Source organism: Agrococcus sp. SL85, from assembly GCF_026625845.1.
Classification (GTDB): Bacteria; Actinomycetota; Actinomycetes; order Actinomycetales; family Microbacteriaceae; genus Agrococcus.
The window spans coordinates 2643926-2662286 of the sequence record NZ_CP113066.1; the positions used below are offsets into that span (position 1 = coordinate 2643926).

The following is an 18361-nucleotide window of genomic DNA, read 5'->3' on the forward strand; positions in this document are numbered from 1 at the left end:
TCCTCGGCACCGGCCACGACCTCGGCGATGGCCGCCTGCTGGTCGGCGTCGATCGCCTGCCCGTCGGTGCGGTGGAAGACGACGGTGCCCGTGGCGCCCGCGATGTCGGGCAGCTCCTGCTCGAGCTCCGCGATGACCTCGCCCGACGCGGTGCCGGGGATGTCGAAGGTCGACGAGAGGCCCTTGAATCCCACGAGGAAGCCGCCGGCCGCGATGGCCAGCACGACGATCCAGGCGACGAGGACGGTCCACGCGCGCCGCGCGGCGAACGTCCCGATCCGGTGCAGCAGCTCGGCCAAGGGGGATCCCTCCAGGTCTCGAGCGCGCCGAGACGAGCGCGCTCCCGTCGTCGACGAACGTGGCTAAGATAACACGCACCGTCTCGTCTCGACGCGCTCGCCGCCTGCCGCGCCGGGCGCCCCCGATCCGGCCCAGGAGGCCCCATGCCGCTCCCCCGCACCGGGCCCGTGCGCTCGGAGGCGGCCCGCGTCGCGATCCTCGAGGCGACGGCCGCGCTCGTCGCGGCGCGCGGCTACGAGCAGCTCACCATCGAGGGCGTCGCCGAGCGCGCGGGCGTCGGCAAGCAGACCATCTACCGGTGGTGGCGCTCGAAGGGCGCGCTCGTCGCCGAGTGCCTCATGGACGGCCGGCTCTTCGACGACCGCCTCGCGCTGCCCGACTCGGGCGACGTGCGCGCAGACATGCGCGCGTGGCTCCTGGCCGTCTTCGAGGTCATGGCGGCGGAGCCGGCGCTCGTGCGCTCGCTCGTCGCCGCGGCGGCCGAGCACCAGGAGGTGGGCGCGCGGCTGCGCGAGAGCCTCGCCGGCTCGGCCTCGGTCTCCGGCAGGCTCGACGCCGCGATCGGCACGACCGCGAACCTCCGCCCCGGCACGAGCACCGAGCAGCTCGCCGAGGCGCTCATCGGCGCCGTGGTGCTCCGCGCGCTCTCGCGGGAGCCTGCGGGCCCCGCCGACGCCGAGCTGCTCGTCGACGCGCTGCTGGGCCCTGCGACCGCCTGACGCCCGGAGGCCGATCCGCCGAGCTGGCCTCGGCCTAGGACGCCGCGATCGGCGTCCTCGCCTCGGCGAGGCGCAGCTCGGCGGTCAGCCCGCCCGCCTCGTTGCGGCGCACGCTCGCGGAGCCGCCGTTGCGGCGCACGAGCTCGGCGACGATCGCGAGGCCGAGCCCCGTGCCGGGGATGCTGTCGCGCTCGGCCTCCGGCGCACGGTAGAAGCGCTCGAACGCGTGCGGCAGGGCATCGTCGGACATCCCCGGGCCGGTGTCGGCGACCGTCAGCACGACCGTGCCCGCCTCGACGTGCGAGGACACGGCGATGCTGCCGCCGGGCGGCGTGAACTTCACCGCGTTGGCGAGCAGGTTGACGACGGCGCGCGCGAGGTCGTGGCGCACCGCGAGCACCTCCTCGTCGCCCGCGCTGACGTCGATCCGCTGCGCCTTGCGCTCGGCGAGCACCTGCACGCCCGCGACGGCCTCGTCGAGCAGCTCGCGGCACGGCAGCTGCTGCTGGCGCTTGCGCACGCGATCCTCCGTCGCGGCGCTCGAGAGCGTGAGGAGGTCCTCGACGAGCTCCGAGAGCCGCAGCGCGTTGCGCTGGATCGCGTCGAGCCAGGAGCGCTCGGTGTCGGAGACCGAGGCGGTGTCGGCCAGCAGCTCCGTGTAGCCGACGATGCTCGTGATGGGCGTGCGCAGCTCGTGGCTCGTCGTGGCGAGGAAGTCGTCGCGCTGCCGCTCGAGCTCCACGCGCGTGCTGCGCGCGGCCTCGTGCTCGATCTCGGCCTCGATCTGCGCCTGCTGGGCGCGCACGGCCTGCACGACGTGCGTCACGTCGACGAGCTGGATCGCGAGCGCGCCGGGCTCCTCGAAGATCGCGTTCGCGCCGACCGCGATCGTGCGCCCGTCGAGCTCGAGCGTCACCTGGTCGTCGGCGTCGGCGGCCCCGAGGGCGGCCTCGAGGAGCGGCCCGCGCCACTGCGTGCCCTCGAGGCTCGTCGACGAGCAGCGCCCGACCGCGGTCGTTCGCCCACGAGAGCGCGGCGGCGCCCTGCCCGATCTGGGCGATCGCGAGCCCCACCTGCGCGTCCATGAGCCTGCCCGAGAGCAGGCGGCTGGAGGCCTCGAGCCTGCGCGCCGTGTGCCGCAGCTCGTACTGCGCGCTGCCGAGCACGATGGCGAGGCCGCTGAAGGTGAACAGCAGCGTCTCGACGAGCGAGCCCTGCTCGGCGATCGAGAGATCGGGCCGCACGAAGGGCCCGCCGCCGGCGATCGTGAGCAGCAGCATCGCGAGCGACGCGGCGAACGACTCCGCGAGCACGATGCGGATGGGGAACCGCAGCGCCGCCCAGGCGAGGAACGGGTAGACCGTGAAGGCGAGCGGCAGGCTGTTGCCCGGCGCGAAGACGACCGCGACGAGCAGGGCCATCGCGAGCGCCTGCACGACGACCTCGAGCCGGCCGACGCGCAGCGGCACCCGCGGCGGCAGCGCGGCGAGCGGGGCGATCATCGCGACCGCGGCGGCGTGCGAGGCGGCGATCGTGCTCGCCGTCGGCCACCACTCGAGGCCCCGCTGCAGCACCTGCACGAGGCCGATGAGGGCGCCCGCGACGACCGCGGCGAGGAAGAGCGCGACGATGAGGCGCACGCCCTGCTGCAGGGTGTCGAGCGCGAAGCGCCGGCGGTGGAGGCCGAGCACGAGCACGAGCACGAGCGTCTCGGCGGCGTTCGCGACGCCCAGGCCGATCGCGACGGTCACCGGGCTGCCGATGAGGAGGTTGGCGAGCGCGGTGCCGACGAGCACGAGGCCGACGGCGCCGAAAGCGCCCCGCCGGCCCATGAGCATCGCCACCGCGGCGCCGACGCCCGCGGCGGGCCACCAGAGCGCGAGGGTCGCGCCCTCGGGGATGAAGAGCCTGCCGATGAGGCCCGAGCCCACGACCGCGACGGCGGCGAGCAGCCACCACCACAGCGGCCGGGTGCGGTCGTCCTGCGATGCGGGGCCGAGGTCGGGTGCCCCGCCAGCTGCGCTCATGCTCCGCATCGTAGGCGACGCGGCCGCGCGCGACGGGCGACGCCCCGGGCTCGCCTATCGTTGCTCCGTGCGACTCGCGCTCGTCGGCCTCGGCCTGCTGCTCGTCGGCGGCGTCGCGGTGCTCGCGGGCGTCCTCCCGACGGCCGACGTCGCCGCGCTCGCCGAGCGGGTCCTGCCGATCCTCGCCTACGTCGTCGCGGTCACGGTGGTCGCCGAGCTCGCCGCCGAGGCGGGGCTCTTCCGCACGATCGCGGCACGGCTCGGCGGCCTCGCGCGGGGCCGCGCCATCGTGCTGTGGCTGCTCGTCGCGGCCCTCGCGGTCGTCGCGACCGCCTTCCTCTCGCTCGACACCACCGCGGTGCTGCTCACGCCCGTCGTCGTGCTGCTGGCGGCGCACGCGGGCCTGCGCCCGCACCCCTTCGCGCTCGCGACCGTGTGGCTCGCGAACGCCGCCTCGCTCTGGCTGCCGGTGTCGAACCTCACGAACCTGCTCGCCGCGCACCGCCTCGGCGTCGACGGCCCCGCCGACTTCCTCGCGCTCCTGTGGGCGCCGGCGCTCGTCGCGACGCTCGTGCCGATCGCGATCATGCTCGTGCTCTTCCGGCGCGAGCTCGCGGCGCGGTTCGTGCCGGAGGCGCCGGAGCGCGCCGAGGACCCTGTGCTGCTGCGGATCGCCGCGGCCGTCGTCGCGCTGCTGCTGCCGCTGCTCGTGACGGGCGTGGAGCCCTGGATCCCCGCGACCGGCGCGGCGCTCGTGCTCGTCGTCGCCGTCGCCGTGCGCCGTCGCGCGGCGCTCGGCATCGGGCTCGTGCCCGTGCCGCTGCTGCTGTTCGCGGCCGGGCTCTTCCTCGTGGTGGAGGCCGCGCACGCGCTCGGCATGACCGCCGCGCTCGCCGTCGTCGCGGGCGAGGGCGAGGGCCTCGACGCGCTGCTGCGGCTCTCGCTCGGCGGGGCGCTCGCCGCGAACGTCGTCGACAACCTGCCCGCGTACCTCGCGCTCGAGCCCGTCGCCGACTCCCCCGCGCGACTCGCGGCGCTCCTCGTCGGCGTGAACGCCGGCCCGCTCATCACGCCGTGGGCGTCGCTCGCGACGCTCCTGTGGCACGCGCGCCTGACGAGCCTCGGGGTCGAGATCTCGTGGCGCCGCTACGTGCTGCTGGGGCTCGTCGCGGCGCCGCTCACGGTCGCCGCCGCGACGCTCGCGCTGTGGCTCGCGCAGGGCATGCCCTGACGCGACGGACGAGTCGTGCTCAGCCGCGCTCGGCCGCCGCGCGCGCCGCGAGCAGCGAGACGAGCTCGTAGACGACGTGGCTCGCCGCGATGCCCGTCAGCTGCGCGTGGTCGTAGGCGGGCGAGACCTCCACGACGTCGGCGCCGACGACGTCGAGGTCGGCGAGCGCGCGCAGCATCCGCAGCAGCTCGCGGCTCGTGAGCCCTCCGGCCTCCGGCGTGCCCGTGCCGGGCGCGTGCGCGGGGTCGAGCACGTCGATGTCGACCGAGACGTAGACGGGGCGGTCGCCCAGCCGCCGCCGGATCGCCTCGATCGCCGCTGCGACGCCCTGCTCCTCGACCATCTCGCTCGACACGACCCGGAAGCCGAGCCGCTCGTCGTCGACGAGGTCCTGCTTCGAGTACAGCGGGCCGCGCGTGCCCACGTGGCAGCTCGCGGTGAGGTCGATGAGGCCCTCCTCGCTCGCGCGGCGGAACGGCGTGCCGTGCGTGACGGGCGCGCCGAAGTAGGTGTCCCAGGTGTCGAGGTGCGCGTCGAAGTGCAGCACGGCCACGGGGCCGCGCCGCTTCGCGACCGAGCGCAGCAGCGGCAGCGCGATCGTGTGGTCGCCGCCGATCGTCACGATGCGCGGGGCGCGCGCCGCGAGCTCGTCGGCGGCGCGCTCGACCTCGGCGACCGCCTCGTCGATGTCGAAGGGGTTCACGGGGATGTCGCCCGCGTCGACCACCTGCGCGACCGCGAACGGCGACACGTCCTGCGCCGGGTTGTAGGGACGCAGGAGGCGCGACGACTCGCGCACGTGCGAGGGCCCGAAGCGGGTGCCGGGCCGGTAGCTCACGCCCGTGTCGAAGGGCACGCCGACGATCGCGACGTCGGCGCTCGGCACGTCCTCGATGCGGGGCAGGCGCGCGAAGGTCGCGAGCCCCGCGTAGCGCGGCACCCGGGATGCGTCGATCGGTCCGACCGGCGCCTGGGCGCCCTCGTGCTCGGTCATGCTGTCTCCTCCGTGTCGATGCTCGTGGTGGCGGGGTCGGCCAGGGCGCCCTGAGGCACGTGCACGAGCTGCACGCCGCCCTCGGCGATCGCGGCGCGGATCGCGGCCGCGACCTCCTCGTGGCTCGCGGCGCGCCGGGCGACGGCGCCGTAGGCCTCGGCGAGCCGCACCCAGTCGGGCTGCACGAGGTCGACGCCCACGGGCTCGATGCCGCGGTCGAGCTCGTTCTGGCGGATCTCGGCGTAGCCGCCGTTGTCGACGCAGACGATCGTGAGATCGAGCCGCTGCTCGAGCGCGGTCGCGAGCTCGTTGACGCAGAACTGCAGCGCGCCGTCGCCGAGCACGGCCACGACGGGCCGCGCCCGCTGGGCGACGCGCGCGCCGATCGCCGCGGGGAGGCCGTAGCCGAGCGTCGCGTACGTGGGCGTGTAGAGCAGCGAGTGCGGCAGCGGCTGCCGGAGCACGTTCGCGAGCGCGAGGTAGACGATCTGCGAGGAGTCGCCCGCGACGATCGCGTCCTCCGGCAGCGCCCCGGCGATCGTCTCGGCGAGCGCGACGGTGCCCGGCAGGGTCTCGTGCAGCTCGGCCGCGATGGCCGCGCTCGGCGCCGCGAGGTCCGGAGCGGGCGCAGGAGGACCCTCGAGCCGTTCGAGCAGCGCGTCGAGCACGGCCGCGGCGTCGCCGAGGATGCCGACCTCGGCCGCGAGGTTCTTCTGCAGCTGCGGCGCCGCCACGTCGATGCGGACGACGCGCCCGCGGGCCTCGAGCCGCGGCGCCCAGAGCTCGGCCTCGCCGAGCTTCGAGCCGACGACGAGCAGCACGTCGGCCTCCTCGGCGACGCGCCGCGCGGCCGCGAGGCGCAGGTTGGCGCCGAGCGAGGCTCGGGTGCCGCTCGTCGAGGGCGCCCTTGCCGTTCAGGGTCGTGAGCACGGGCGCGCCGAGGCGCTCGGCGAGCCGGCGCAGGCTGCGCGCCGGCGCGCGTCGCGCCGCCGCCGGCGACGATCGCGGGGCGCGCCGCGGCCGCGAGCAGCGCCGCCGCCTCGCCCACGGCCTCCGGCTCGCCTGCCGCGGGCGCGGGCGCGGGGCGCGGGGCGCGCGCGGCGGCATCGACGTCGGCGGGCGCCTCGAGCACGTCCAGTGGGATCTCGATGTGCACGGGGCGGGGCCTGCCGGCACGGAAGAGCGCGAAGGCGTCGTGCACGGCCTCCACGGCCTCGGCGGCCGAGCGCACGCGGCGCGACCACTCGGCGACCGCGCCGACCATCGCCGAGGCGTCCTTGGTCTCGTGCAGGGTGCCGACATCGGCGAACTCCGCGCCGAGCGCGACGCCGGGCGAGAGCACGATGAGCGGGCGCGACTCGCAGAACGCGGTGCCCACGGCGCTCATGGCGTTCTGGAGGCCGGGCCCCGAGGTCGTGATGACGACGCCGGGCAGGCCCGTCTGCTGCGCCCAGCCGTCGGCGCCGTAGCCCGAGCCCTGCTCGTGCCGGTTCGTGACGGCGCGCATGCCGAGCTCGGCGAGCGGGCGGTACAGCTCGAGGCTGTGGGTGCCCGGGATCCCGAAGACGGCGTCGACGCCGTAGCCGCGGATGGTCTCGAGCACCGCGCGGCCCGCGGTGTCGGCGAAGGCGGCCGCGCTCACGGCGCCGCCTCGAAGCGCCGCTCGCCCGCGACCCAGGTCTCGAGCACGCGGATGGCCGCGATGGCCTCCGGCTCGACCTCGAGCGGGTCGCCGTCGAGCACGACGAAGTCGGCGCACTTGCCGGCCTCGAGCGAGCCCAGGTCGTCCTCGCGGCCGAGCGTCCTCGCGCCCTCGATCGTGTGCGCGCGGAGGGCCGCGAGCGCGGGGATGCGCAGCCCGTCGTCGCCGAGGCGGTGGCCGCGGAGCGTCAGGCGCGTGACCGCCGTCTCGATCGCCTCGAGCGGGATCGGGTCGGCGACGGGCGCGTCGGACGAGATCGTGATGGGCACGCCGGCCGCGGCGAACTCGCCGAGCGGGTTGAAGCGCTCCCCCGGCGTGCCGATCGCCTGCTCGACGCCCTCGCCCCAGCTGCGGTAGTGCTGCGGCTGGTTCACGGGCCGGATGCCCGCGGCGGCCATGCGCGCGATCTGCTCGGGGCTCGGGAGCCCGCAGTGCTCGATGCGGTGCCGGGCGTCGGGGTCGGGCCGCTCCGCGAGCGCCGCCTCGAGCGCGTCGACCACCATGCCGATCGCGGTCGGCGACTGCGCGTGCGTCGCCGTCTGCAGCCCCGCGGCGTGCGCGCGGGAGATGAGCGCCGCGTACTCCGCGGGCTCGTGGTACAGCTGCCCCGTGCGGCACGGGTCGCCCACGTAGCCGTCGGGAAAGTACGCCGTCCAGCCGCCGAGCGTGCCGTCGGCATAGAGCTTGATGCCCGCGAACGAGAGGAAGGCGTTGCCGAAGGCGCCCATGAGGCCCATCGCGAGCGCCTCGTCGAGCAGGTGCGAGAGCAGGTACATCGAGACCCGCAGGCGCAGGCCGCCGGCCTCGGCGAGCCGCAGGTACATGTCGAGCTCGCGGCGCGAGACCTGCGCGTCGCCGACGGTCGTGACGCCGCCCGCGAGGAACCGCGCCGTCGCGGCGGCGAGCTGGCGCAGGTGCTCCTCGGGCTCGTCGGCCAGGTGGAAGTTGGGCCCGTGGTGGCCCACCTTCACGCCGTGCACGCCCGTGAGGATGTTGCACGCGGCATCCGAGAGGCTCGCCCGTGAGCTCGCCCTCGGCGTCGCGGAAGAAGGTGCCGCCCTCGGGATCCGGGGTGTCGCGGTCGACGCCGCCCGCGGCGAGCGCGAAGGAGTTGACGACCCCGCCGTGGCCGGAGGCGTGCATGAGGTACACCTCGCGGTCGGCCGCGACCTCGTCGAGCTCGAAGCGCGTCGGGTGGCGCCGCTCGGCGAGGTTGCGCTGCTCGTAGCCGTAGCCCCGCACGGGCCGGCCCGCGGGCAGCGCCTCGGCCGCCGCGCGCAGCAGCGCGACGACCTCGGGGATGCTGCCCGCGCGCTCGGGCCCGCAGTCGACCCAGGTCATCATCTGGCCGAGCATGAGCGGGTGCGCGTGCGCGTCGACGAACCCGGGCACGACGACCCGGTCGCCGAGGTCGAGCCGCTCGGGCGCGAGCCCCGCGGCCTCGGCCGCGGCCGCGCACGCCGCCTCCTCCCCGATCGCCGCGATCCGGCCGTCGTCGACGAGCATCGCGCGGGCGACCCGGTCCTCGGCGTCGGCGGTGTGCACGGCGCGCGCGACGACGAGCAGCGGCGCGGCCTGGGCGGGGCGGTCGAAGGGCGTGAGCTTCCTCATCGGACGGTGTGCTCCGTGGTGTCGGTGCGGGCGGCGAACGACTCGGTGACGGGCGCCTCGTCGGAGTGCTGCGGCGCGAGGCGCGTGCAGATGCCGGCGATGATCGCCATGCCCACGAACATCGCGATGACCGACCAGACGCTGCCCGTCCAGGCGATGAGCTGCGTGGCGAACCAGGGCGAGAAGCCCGCCCAGATCGCCGCGCCGACGCCGTAGCTGAGCGCGATGGAGGTGTAGCGCGCCTGCGGCCGGAACATCTGCGCGAGGATCGCGGCGATCGGCGCGTAGGTGCCGCTCATCGCGATGCGCACGAGCGAGGCGAGCAGGAACACGAGCGGCTCGACCCGGCCGGGCATGACCAGCAGGAACGGCGCGAAGGTGAGCACCGAGGTGACGAGGCCGATGTACATGACGTTCTTGCGGCCCCAGCGGTCGCCGAGCCACGCGATGGGCAGCGTGACGAGGAACTCGACGAGCGAGGCGACGGTCATCGCGTCGAGGATCAGCTGCTCGCTGAGCCCCACGCCCTCGCCGGTGGCGTAGGCGGTGGCGAAGGTCGTCGCGAGGTAGTAGCCGCCCGTCGAGATCGGCAGCAGGCCGATGCCCAGCAGAATCGGCAGCCAGTTGGCGCGCAGCGCGAAGGCGAGCGGCATCGACTGCTTGCGGCCCTCGACCTTCTGCTCGAACACCGGCGACTCCTCGACCCGGTACCGAACCCACAGGCCCACGCCGATCAGCACGATCGAGAGCAGGAAGGGGATGCGCCAGCCGCCGTCGATGATGAAGTCGTCGCCCGCGCGGGTCATGAGCGCGAAGACGCCGGAGGCGAGGAGGGCACCGGCGGGGTTGCCGAGCTGCGTGAAGCCGCCGTAGAACGTCTTCGACTTCGCCGGGGCGTGCTCGACGCTCATGAGCACGGCGCCGCCCCACTCGCCGCCGACCGCGAGGCCCTGCAGCGCGCGGAGCGCGATGAGCAGCACGGGCGCCATGAAGCCGATGTCGGCGTAGGTGGGCAGGAGGCCCACGAGCACGGTGGAGACGCCCATGAGCAGCAGCGTGAGCACGAGCGAGCGCCGGCGGCCGAGCTTGTCGCCGATGTGGCCGAACAGGATGCCGCCGAGGGGCCGCACGAGGAAGGCGACGGCGAAGGTGGCGAAGGCGGAGGCGGTCTCGGCGAGCGGATCCTCGCTCGGGAAGAAGAGCGGGCCGAACACGAGCGCCGCGGCGGTCGCGTAGACGTAGAAGTCGTACCACTCGATGGTGGTCCCGACGAATGCTGCGAGCCCGGCGCGCCGGGCCCTGCTGGTCGTTGCGGTCATCATCCGCTCCTTCGCGGCTCTGGGGACTGTGCGGGATCGTACGCGCGATCCGGGGTCGCACAAAGCGCAGAAGTCCAGGGCTCGGCGGCAGGCGCCGGAGTTCTGATCACGATCATCAGCGATTCACCCCTCGCCGTCCTGCGCGAACGGCCCTACGCTGGAGCATCGAGCGGGCCGCGGCGCGCTTCCCGGTTTCTCGCCCGCATCCAGGGAGGACTGCCATGGACCTCGACGCCGAGCTCGTGCGCGCGCTGCAGGAGGACGGCCGGGCGAGCGTGCACGCGCTCGCCGAGCGGCTCGGCCACCCCCGGGCCGCGGTGTCCGCCCGGCTCCGCGGCATGCTCGCCGAGGGCGCGGTGCGCGTCGTCGCGGCGGTCGACCCGGCGTTCCTCGGGCAGCACGTGCTCGCGCACGTCGCCGTGCGCGTCGACGGCGCCGTCGAGCCGGTCGCGCAGCGCCTCCGCGGCATGCAGGAGACGGTGCTCGTCTCGGCGGTCGGCGGCGCGCACGACCTCGTCACCGAGGTGCGCGTCGGCTCCACGGCGCAGCTGCAGGAGCTGCTCGCGACGCTGCGCGCGGCCCCCGGCGTCGCCGACATCTCGACCCTCATCTACACGACCGTCGTCAAGGGCTTCTTCGTCTCCGACTACGCGGGCGAGATCGTGATCGACGACATCGACACCGCGCTCATCGAGCTGCTGCAGCAGGACGGGCGGATGCGCTACCGCGCCCTCGCCGAGGCCGTGCGGCTCTCGCCCTCGGCCGTCACGACGCGCGTGCAGCGGCTCATCGCGGCCGGCGTCATCACGATCTCCGCCGTCGAGGCGCGCGGCCTCACCCACCGGCAGCTCTCGATGGGCGTGGGCCTCGTGCTCGCCGACGACGACGAGGCCGTGCTCGCGGCGCTCCGCGGATGGCGCGGCGTCGACTTCGCCGCACGCACCCTCGGCCGCTTCGACGCGGTCGCGACGCTCGTCGAGCCCTCGGCCGGGGCGCTCTTCGCGAGCCTCGAGCGCATCCGCTCGCTCGCGGGCGTGCGCCGGGTCGAAGCCTGGCTGCACCTCGCGGTCGTGAAGGAGGACTACGCGCGCACCCTGCGGCCCGCGACCGCGTGATCCGCGCACGCCGGGCGAGCGCATGCGCGACGGAGGGCCGGGCGCATCGCGCGCCCGGCCCTCCGCATCCCGTCGCCCCGGCCAGGGCGACGCGGCTCCGCCCTCCGGGCGCAGCTGCACCGATCCATTGGCGCAGCCGCTCCGCCCTACGGGCGCAGCTGCACCTTGCCCACGCGGCCCGCGGTGAGGCTCGCGCGCACGGCGTCGGCGACGTCCTCGAACGCGTGCGTGCTCGAGACGGGGAGCGTCAGCACGCCCTCGCCGATGCGCTCCGAGAGCTCGCCGAAGAGGCGGCCGCGGGTCTCGGCGTCGAGGGCGCGGCTGACCTTCGCACCCCAGAAGCCGCGCACCGTCGCCTGCTTGAAGATGATGTCGCCCGACGAGAGCTCGAGCGTCGGCTGCGCCATCGCGCCGAAGACGACGAGCTCGCCGCCCTCCGCGAGCACGGCGAGCACGTCGCCCGCCGCGCGCCCGCCGACCGAGTCGACGCCCGCGACGATGGGCGCGTCGCCCGCGAGGCTCGCGCACGCGGTCGGCCCAGCCCTCCTCGTCGGTGGCGACGATGTCGCCGATGCCGGCGTCGGCGAGGCTCCTGCACGGCCTCGGCGCGGCGCACGAGGCCGATCACGCGGATGCCGCGCCCGGGGGCGAGCTGCGCGACCATGCGGCCGACGGCGCCGTTCGCGGCGTTCTGCACGAGCACCTGGCCGGGCTCGAGGCCCAGCTGGTCGATGAGGCTGATGGCGCTGAAGGGCATGGCGACGAGCTGCGCGGCTGCCTCGTCGGGCAGGCCCTCGGGTGCGGGCATGAGCGCGGCGGCGTCGGCGACGAACGCCTCGGCCCACACGCCGAAGATGCCGCCGGCGATGACGCGGTCGCCGACCGCGAGTGCGTCGACGCCCTCGCCGAGCGCCTCGACAACACCCACAGCCTCCGTGCCGGACGCGGCGGGCAGCTCGGGCTTGAAGCCGTAGGTGCCGCGCACGGTCCAGAGGTCGTGGTTGTGGATGGTGGCGAGCGTCGTGCGCACCCGCACCTGGCCGGGGCCGGGCTCGGGGGTGGGGCGCTCGGCGACGTGGAGGACGTCCTCCGGCTCGCCGAAGGTGTCGTGGACGATGGCACGCATGGGTGCTCCTCTCGGTTTCGTGGCCCTCGTGGGGCCGGATCCGGTGGTGGGTGGCCGCGCGGTCAGCGGCGGCGCTCGCGCCAGCGGCGGCGCAGCGCGCCCCAGGCGCCCGTCGACCACAGCGCGGCGGCGACGAGCAGGGGCTGGAACAGCAGCCGCACGAAGCGCGCGGCGTCGGTGTCGAGGCCGAAGGCGTCGCGTCCCTCGGTCCACTGGGCGATGTTGCCGGGCAGCACCGCCACGAAGAACGCGGCGGCGACGAGCCCGACGAGCGCCCGGCGGCGGCGCAGCAGCAGCAGCGCGGCGCCGAGCAGCAGCTCGACGACGCCCGAGGCGACGACCACGAGGTCGGCGTCGAGCGGCAGCCACGGCGGCACCTGCGCCTGGAACTCGGCGCGCGCGAAGCTCAGGTGCGCGGCGCCGGCGAACAGCAGGAAGGCGCCGAGCAGCACCCGCACGACGGCGCGCGCCACGCGGCCGACCCGACCCTCCCGCGCAGCCACGTCAGTCGTCCGAGACGCGGACGTCGACCTCGATGTTGCCGCGCGTCGCGTTCGAGTACGGGCAGACCTCGTGCGCGGCGTCGGCGAGCGACTGCGCCGTCTCGGGCTCGACGCCCGGCAGCACGACCTCGAGCAGCGCGGCGAGCTGGAAGCCGCCCTCGCCGTTCGGGAGGATCTGCACGCGGGCGCCGACGCTCGAGCCCTCGATGGGCTCCTTGCGCTGGCGGGCGACGGCCTGCAGCGCCGAGTGGAAGCACGCGGCGTAGCCGGCGGCGAAGAGCAGCTCGGGGTTCGCGCCGTCGCCCGAGCCGCCCATCTCCTGCGGCACGGCCATCTGCAGGTCGAGGCGGCCGTCGCTCGTGGCGACGCGGCCGTCGCGGCCGGCGCCGGTCGACAGGGCCTCTGCGGTGTAGAGCACGCTCATGGTGGTTCCTCTCCTCGTGGGGTCGGTGGTCAGCGGTCGGTGGTCGGTGTGCGGCGTTCGGGGCGGCGCGGGGCGCCGTCAGCCCGCGGTGGTGGATGCGGATGCGGTCGCCGGCTCGTCGGCCAGCGCCTGCATGGAGGCTGCGAGGCGGTGGAGCGCCTGCAGCAGCGCCTCGCCGTCGGCCTCGTCGTCGATGCCCATGCCCGCGGCGATCGCGGCGGGCACGTGGCGCAGGCTCGTCGCGCAGCGCCAGCCCGCGCTCGGTGGCGTGCACGGTCACGACCCGGGCGTCCGCGCCGCCGCGCTCGCGGCGCACGAGCCCCCCGGCCTCCATGCGGGTCAGGAGGGGCGAGAGCGTGCCGCTGTCGAGCTGCATGCCCTCGCCGAGCGCGCGCACGGTGCGCGGGCCCTCCACCCAGAGCGTCGCGAGCACGAGGTACTGCGGGTAGGTGAGGCCCCAGGGCTCGAGCAGCGCGCGGTACGCCTGCGTCGTGGCGCGCGCGGCCGCGTAGAGCCCGAAGCAGACCATGCGGTCGGTGACGCGGTCGGTCGGCTCGGGAGTGGGCATGCATCGATGGTTGCACACAATCGAGTTGTGCACAACTGATGTGCGGTCAGTCCTGGTCGGGCTCGCGCCGCGACCGCATCTGCGCGAGCGGCCGCGCGAGCCGGTGGTTGCCCTCGAGCACCGCCTCGTGGCGCTGCAGGAAGTCCCAGTAGCCCTCGGTGAAGGCCGACTCCTTCGCCACCTTCGGGCCCGACCACCAGCGACCCATCCGCTGCAGGTAGGCGCCGCCGGAGACGTAGGGCTTCGTGGCGACCATGCCGCCGTCGGCGTACTGGCTCATGCCGAAGACGTTCGGCACCATCACCCACTCGTAGGCGTCAACGAAGAGCGAGAGGAACCAGCGGTTGACGCTCGCCGGCGCGTAGCCCTGCTGCAGGAACCAGTTGCCCAGCACCATGAGCCGCTCGATGTGGTGCGCGTAGCCGTGCTGCACCACGCGCGCGAGCACGGTGCGCACGGGGATCGGCAGGTCGTCGGGCAGCCCCTCCCCCGTGTACCACCAGTCCTCGAGCTCGCGCTCGAGCCCGAGCGCGTTCGCCCCCTGCAGCTCGGGATGCGCCCGGTACATGCCGCGCATGTACTCCCGCCAGCCGATCACCTGCCGCACGAAGCCCTCGAGCGACGGCAGCGGCACATCGCCCGTGGCCTCGAGCACCGCGTCGACCACGTCCTGCGGCGTCAGCAGCCCGATGTTGAGCATGGGCGTGAGCACCGAGTGGAAGAGGAACGGCTCCTCGGCCGCCATCGCGTCCTCGTAGCGGCCGAAGTCGTGGAGGCGCTCGTCGACGAACGCGCGGAGCCACGCCAGCGAGTCCTCGTGGGTGACGGGCAGCCAGAAGTCGCGCGCATCGCCCGGGTGGTCGGGCCAGCGCTCGCGCACCTCCGCGATCACCTGCCGCGTGAGCTCGTCGGGCTCGACGCGCGGCAGGGGCGGGATGTCGATGCCGCCCTTCGGCAGCGGCTCGCGGTTGTCGTGGTCGTAGTTCCACTGCCCGCCCGCGGGCCCCTCGCCTTCCATGAGGATGCCGGTGCGCTGCCGCTGCCAGCGGTAGAAGTCCTCCATGCGCGACTTCGGGTGGTCGCGGAACCAGGCGTCGAGCTCGGGCTCGGGCGTCAGGAAGGCGCGGTCGGCGTAGCGCTTCGTGCGGATGCCGGCGCGCTCTGCTGTGCGGCCGATGCGGCGGTCGACGCCGCGGTCGGCCGCGCGCATCCAGGCGAGGCCGTCGATGCCGTGCAGCTCGACGAGGTGCGCAACGCCGTCGGCGAAGCCTCGGCCCTCGGCGTGCGGGAGGTGGTGGACGGTGCGGCCTGCGGCCTCCTGCTCGGCCGCCCAGTGCCGCATGGCCGAAAGCACGAGCACGATCTTGTGCTGGTGGTACGGCAGGCGGTCGAACAGCGCCGCGGACTCGACGAGCAGCAGCGCTTCGACGTCGTCGTCCTCGAGCGCCGGGTGCCGCGCGAGCAGCTGCGTGCCGAGCACGAGCGCGGCCCTCATGCCTGCTTCCGCTCGCGACGGCGCTCCGCGGCTGCGGCCGAGCGGCAGGCGCGCGAGCAGTAGCGCACCTCGTCCCACTGGTCGCGGCCGGCCCAGCGCTTGCGGTCCTGGAACGGCCGCCCGCAGTGCTCGCAGGGCTTCTGCTCGCGGGTCGCCTGATGCCCAGTACCGCGCGCCATGCGCTCCAGTGTGCGCGGGGCGGCTGACAGGAGGTTGGGCGCCCGACCGCTCCCCCGAGCCTGCACCGCATCCGGGCCTCTGGGCCTACGGGTCAGCATCGGTCGCTCCCGCGTGCGAGGGACGAGTCGCCCGGCTCGCGACCCGTGAGACGCGAGGCCACCGCGTGCCACGCGAAGCGCCGGACCTCACGCGCACCGACCATCGCCGTGACCCCGCGTGCGGCGCAGCCTGCAGATCCCCACGATGTCCAGGCCCTGCAGGGACCGGCACGCGACGAGCAGGTGCGGTTCGCGCCGATCTGCGGGTGCGCGTGGGCCGTCACGCGCAGATCGGTACCCGCATCGAAGCGCGCGGCTGCCTCAGCGCTTGTCGACCGGCACCATCATGTGGCCGAGCGAGTCGCGCTTGCTCGCTCGCGCTCTCCGCGCATCCGCGCCATCGATCGCGCCTGCTTGCTCGCGCGGGTCGATCGCGGCCATCCGATCGGCGCGAGCCGCATGACGCGCCGGCACGTCAGCACGAGCGCCGCGCCGCTGACCACGAGGGCGACGAAGATCGCCCAGCCCCACATGCCTGCTCCGCCATCCGTCGTGGGGGCCGCCGTCGTCGCGGGACGGCGCGCCCTCGATGCGCCACCGGTCGGGCGGCTCGACCTCGACGGTGCGGGCTGCGCGCTCGGGGTGGCGATGCTGGAGAGGACGAGTTCGCGCTGATCCGCGAGCCGGATCGTGCGACGCCCGTCGGGACAGGCTGAGCGTCGTTCCGTTTCGGCATTGCCCTCGGGGAGGGCATCGGTGAGGATGACCTCATGACGAGCGCCCAAGAGCCCGGTCGCGCCATGCGGGCGAGACGGCCCCGAGCGCAAACCGCTCCGCGCTCGTCCCGTCTTGGCCTGCTCGCCGGTGGTTTGCTCGCATGCTGGCTGCTCAGCGGCGCGAAGGGCAGCGCAGGCCGGAGCGATGGCGAGGAGGGCGGCTTCACCGCCGTGGTCATCGTCATGCCGGAGGTGCAGATCGCGGTGCTGCTGCTCGTGCTGCTCGGCTGGGCGACGGCTGTCTGGCACCACGAGCGACGCCTGGGCGACCGCCTCTCGTCGATCGTCCTCTCGGTGGCGTGGTGCACCGTGATCGCCTCGTTCGTCATCGCGCACGCCTCGCTCGGCATCGGTCTGTTCGCGCTCATGGGCGACGACCTGCGCGACATGCCGCCACAGGTCTTCTTCCCGCTCGAACTCCAGATCACCGAGTGGTGAAGGGGCCGGCGACGCGAAGACGGCCTCCGCTCCCACCGAAGTGCGGAGCGGAGACCGTCTCATGGTCGGGCTGACAGGATTTGAACCTGCGACCCCTTGACCCCCAGTCAAGTGCGCTACCAAGCTGCGCCACAGCCCGTCGACCTCGCGGTCGAGCTGCCCGGAGGCAACTAGAAGAGACTAGCGCATCCTGTGAGTGGATCGGGCCGCGTGGGGGGTCTCGTGACGCGTGCCGCCTGCGGCGGCGCGCTCCTCGACCAGCGGGGTGAGCGACCAATGGGTGACTGACGGCCGGAGCGGCTAGGAGCGACGACGGACGAAGTCGGCCAGGTCGGCCGACTGCGCGAGCCGCGAGGCCTCGTGCACGTACATCATGTGGCCGGCCTCGTAGTAGCGGTGCTCGAGGTTGTCGCGCAGCGACTGCGGGATCCGGAGGTGCGCCACCGAGTCCTCGGCGGCCGAGAACGGCGTCGCGCCGTCGAACCAGCCGTAGGCGAGGTGCACGGCCAGGTGCTCGTTCTGCCGCATCGCGCGCGAGAGCTTGTCGATGACGTAGACGGGCGCGTTCTCGAACTCCTTGTACGACCAGCCCTCGTTGACGCCCTTGCCGAACACGTGGAAGGGCCCCGTGTCGCGCACGCCGAGGTCGTGGTGGAGGTAGTGCTGGTACGCCGCCGAGTACGGCCCGAGGATGGCGTCCATCGACGGGTCCGCGTCCATGTGCTCGGCGATGCCGCTCGCCGCCGGCCCCGTGAAGCGCGAGTCGAGGCGGCCCACGGTGAGCCCGCGGTCGCGCAGCAGCTCGCCGAAGTAGCGCCAGTGCTCGATGCGGAGGTCGGCCCGGGCCACGTAGTCCTCCGACAGGCCGGAGAGCCGGGCCACGGTCGACACCGCCGACGCCCGCTCCTCGGCCGTGAGCCGCGCGCCGCGCGAGAGCACGTAGGGGTAGTCGCGCGCGGCGTAGGCCCGCGCCTCGTCGACGACCTCCGAGAGCGTGCGGCCCTCGTGGAAGCCGTGCCGCCAGGCGGTCGCCGCGTAGAACGGCAGGTACATCGCGTGCGCGCGGTCGCCGCCCTGCTCGAAGTGCGCGGTCGAGAAGTCGAGCACGCTCGAGATGAGCAGCAAGCCGTTGAGGTACATGCCCAGCTCGTCCTGCAGGTGCTGCGCGAGGCCCGCGGCGCGCGTCGTGCCGTACGACTCCCCCGCCAGGAACTTCGGGCTCAGCCACCGCCCCTCGGCGGTCGTCCACTGGCGGATGATCTCGGCCACCGACTCGATGTCGGCGGTGAAGCCGTGGAAGTCCTTCGCCTTCGCGCCCTCCACGGGGCGGGAACGGCCGGTCGAGACGGGGTCGATGAAGACGAGGTCGGAGACCGCGAGTAGCGACTCCGGGTTGTCGGCCACCGCGTACGGCGGCTTTGCCAGCTCGCCCGCGTCGCCCATGAGCACGCGCTTGGGGCCGAGCACGCCCATGTGCAGCCAGACGGAGGCGGAGCCGGGGCCGCCGTTGAAGGCGAACGTCACGGGGCGGGTCGTGGGGTCTGCGCCGTCGAGCGTGTACGCCGTGATCGCCACCTGTGCGCGGGGCTTCCTGCCGCGGAAGACGTCGTCCTCCACGCGCTCCTCCCACAGCACCACGCGGCCGGCGCGCGCCGTGTAGGCGAGCTCGCCCGCCGGCGTCGTGAGCGTGTGGTGGGTGGTGACGAGCTCGTCGGCCACGAGGGCCTCCGGGGTGGTCTCGGGGCTCGTCGTCGGCTTCTGGCTGTCGTCGCTGCGCTGCGTCTCCGTCACCCGA

The 18361-nt window shown here is 74.5% G+C and carries 16 protein-coding genes, 1 tRNA gene and 4 pseudogenes; 5 read left to right on the forward strand and 16 right to left on the reverse strand.

What is annotated here, in order from left to right:
- Nucleotides 1-443: 443 nt before the first annotated feature.
- Entirely contained in the window at nt 444-1019 is a 576-nt protein-coding gene (locus tag OVA14_RS13105; RefSeq protein WP_267504264.1) for a TetR/AcrR family transcriptional regulator, read from the forward strand.
- Between the two features lie 34 nt (nt 1020-1053).
- Here the strand turns inward: OVA14_RS13105 and OVA14_RS13110 are convergent, their stop codons facing one another.
- A complete protein-coding gene (locus OVA14_RS13110; protein WP_267504265.1) occupies nt 1054-1935 on the reverse strand; it encodes a sensor histidine kinase in 882 nt (293 codons plus the stop codon).
- Between the two features lie 1178 nt (nt 1936-3113).
- Between OVA14_RS13110 and OVA14_RS13115 the strand changes: the two genes are divergently transcribed.
- Complete coding sequence (locus OVA14_RS13115; protein WP_267504266.1) at nt 3114-4277, forward strand: SLC13 family permease; 1164 nt, start codon at nt 3114-3116, stop codon at nt 4275-4277.
- Between the two features lie 19 nt (nt 4278-4296).
- On the opposite strand, the gene speB is transcribed toward OVA14_RS13115, so the two are convergent.
- The 5 genes and pseudogenes from speB to OVA14_RS13135 form a co-directional block, all read right to left on the reverse strand.
- Nucleotides 4297-5271: an agmatinase gene (speB, locus tag OVA14_RS13120; RefSeq protein WP_267504267.1), complete on the reverse strand. Its 975-nt coding sequence runs from the start codon at nt 5269-5271 to the stop codon at nt 4297-4299.
- Nucleotides 5268-6092, reverse strand: a complete 825-nt coding sequence (locus OVA14_RS13595; RefSeq protein ID WP_324288015.1) for a thiamine pyrophosphate-dependent enzyme — start codon at nt 6090-6092, stop codon at nt 5268-5270. The genes speB and OVA14_RS13595 overlap by 4 nt, the downstream gene beginning before the upstream one ends.
- Nucleotides 6093-6652: 560 nt before the next feature.
- Nucleotides 6653-6913, reverse strand: a pseudogene (locus OVA14_RS13600) (thiamine pyrophosphate-binding protein); the annotation flags it as partial.
- Nucleotides 6910-8584 (reverse strand): annotated as a pseudogene (locus OVA14_RS13130) (amidohydrolase). The pseudogenes OVA14_RS13600 and OVA14_RS13130, both read right to left, overlap by 4 nt.
- Nucleotides 8581-9906 (reverse strand): MFS transporter, encoded by a 1326-nt coding sequence (locus tag OVA14_RS13135; protein WP_267504268.1) that lies wholly within the window; start codon nt 9904-9906, stop codon nt 8581-8583. The pseudogene OVA14_RS13130 and the gene OVA14_RS13135 overlap by 4 nt, the downstream one beginning before the upstream one ends.
- A 218-nt stretch (nt 9907-10124) precedes the next feature.
- On the opposite strand from OVA14_RS13135, the gene OVA14_RS13140 reads away from it, so the two are divergent.
- Nucleotides 10125-11018 (forward strand): Lrp/AsnC family transcriptional regulator, encoded by an 894-nt coding sequence (locus OVA14_RS13140; RefSeq protein ID WP_267504269.1) that lies wholly within the window; start codon nt 10125-10127, stop codon nt 11016-11018.
- A gap of 146 nt (nt 11019-11164) precedes the next feature.
- Here OVA14_RS13140 and OVA14_RS13605 read toward each other — a convergent pair whose 3' ends face one another.
- From OVA14_RS13605 to OVA14_RS13175, 8 genes and pseudogenes are all read right to left on the reverse strand, one after another.
- On the reverse strand, nt 11165-11473 hold the full coding sequence (locus tag OVA14_RS13605; RefSeq protein WP_324288016.1) for a zinc-binding dehydrogenase: 309 nt from the start codon (nt 11471-11473) through the stop codon (nt 11165-11167).
- A gap of 398 nt (nt 11474-11871) precedes the next feature.
- Nucleotides 11872-12144, reverse strand: a pseudogene (locus OVA14_RS13610) (alcohol dehydrogenase catalytic domain-containing protein); the annotation flags it as partial.
- Between the two features lie 62 nt (nt 12145-12206).
- The gene (locus OVA14_RS13150; protein ID WP_267504270.1) at nt 12207-12617 is read right to left on the reverse strand and encodes a hypothetical protein; all 411 of its coding nucleotides are present in this window, start codon (nt 12615-12617) and stop codon (nt 12207-12209) included.
- A gap of 31 nt (nt 12618-12648) precedes the next feature.
- On the reverse strand, nt 12649-13071 hold the full coding sequence (locus tag OVA14_RS13155) for an organic hydroperoxide resistance protein (RefSeq protein ID WP_267504271.1): 423 nt from the start codon (nt 13069-13071) through the stop codon (nt 12649-12651).
- A gap of 78 nt (nt 13072-13149) precedes the next feature.
- Nucleotides 13150-13296, reverse strand: coding sequence for a hypothetical protein (locus OVA14_RS13160; protein ID WP_267504272.1), 147 nt, complete (start codon nt 13294-13296; stop codon nt 13150-13152).
- 85 nt (nt 13297-13381) lie between these two features.
- Nucleotides 13382-13639 (reverse strand): annotated as a pseudogene (locus OVA14_RS13165) (MarR family winged helix-turn-helix transcriptional regulator); the annotation flags it as partial.
- Nucleotides 13640-13685: 46 nt separating this feature from the next.
- Entirely contained in the window at nt 13686-15134 is a 1449-nt protein-coding gene (locus OVA14_RS13170) for a cryptochrome/photolyase family protein (RefSeq protein ID WP_267504273.1), read from the reverse strand.
- A complete protein-coding gene (locus OVA14_RS13175; RefSeq protein WP_267504274.1) occupies nt 15131-15313 on the reverse strand; it encodes a DUF2256 domain-containing protein in 183 nt (60 codons plus the stop codon). The genes OVA14_RS13170 and OVA14_RS13175 overlap by 4 nt, the downstream gene beginning before the upstream one ends.
- Before the next feature lie 207 nt (nt 15314-15520).
- Between OVA14_RS13175 and OVA14_RS13180 the strand changes: the two genes are divergently transcribed.
- Nucleotides 15521-16027 (forward strand): hypothetical protein, encoded by a 507-nt coding sequence (locus OVA14_RS13180; protein ID WP_267504275.1) that lies wholly within the window; start codon nt 15521-15523, stop codon nt 16025-16027.
- A gap of 272 nt (nt 16028-16299) precedes the next feature.
- Nucleotides 16300-16566, forward strand: coding sequence for a hypothetical protein (locus OVA14_RS13185; protein ID WP_267504276.1), 267 nt, complete (start codon nt 16300-16302; stop codon nt 16564-16566).
- A 62-nt stretch (nt 16567-16628) separates the two neighbouring features.
- Here OVA14_RS13185 and OVA14_RS13190 read toward each other — a convergent pair.
- Nucleotides 16629-16705: transfer RNA gene (locus OVA14_RS13190), tRNA-Pro, on the reverse strand.
- 161 nt (nt 16706-16866) lie between these two features.
- Nucleotides 16867-18357 carry a S10 family peptidase gene (locus OVA14_RS13195; protein ID WP_267504277.1) on the reverse strand — a complete coding sequence of 497 codons (1491 nt, stop codon included), beginning with the start codon at nt 18355-18357 and terminating at the stop codon, nt 16867-16869.
- Nucleotides 18358-18361 lie beyond the last annotated feature (4 nt).

Coding starts and splice junctions, on each gene's coding strand:
- OVA14_RS13105 (WP_267504264.1), top strand. CDS start 444: ATGCCGCTCCCCCGCACCGGGCCCGTGCGCTCGGAGGCGGCCCGCGTC.
- speB (WP_267504267.1), bottom strand. CDS start 5,271: ATGACCGAGCACGAGGGCGCCCAGGCGCCGGTCGGACCGATCGACGCA.
- OVA14_RS13135 (WP_267504268.1), bottom strand. CDS start 9,906: ATGATGACCGCAACGACCAGCAGGGCCCGGCGCGCCGGGCTCGCAGCA.
- OVA14_RS13140 (WP_267504269.1), top strand. CDS start 10,125: ATGGACCTCGACGCCGAGCTCGTGCGCGCGCTGCAGGAGGACGGCCGG.
- OVA14_RS13155 (WP_267504271.1), bottom strand. CDS start 13,071: ATGAGCGTGCTCTACACCGCAGAGGCCCTGTCGACCGGCGCCGGCCGC.
- OVA14_RS13170 (WP_267504273.1), bottom strand. CDS start 15,134: ATGAGGGCCGCGCTCGTGCTCGGCACGCAGCTGCTCGCGCGGCACCCG.
- OVA14_RS13175 (WP_267504274.1), bottom strand. CDS start 15,313: ATGGCGCGCGGTACTGGGCATCAGGCGACCCGCGAGCAGAAGCCCTGC.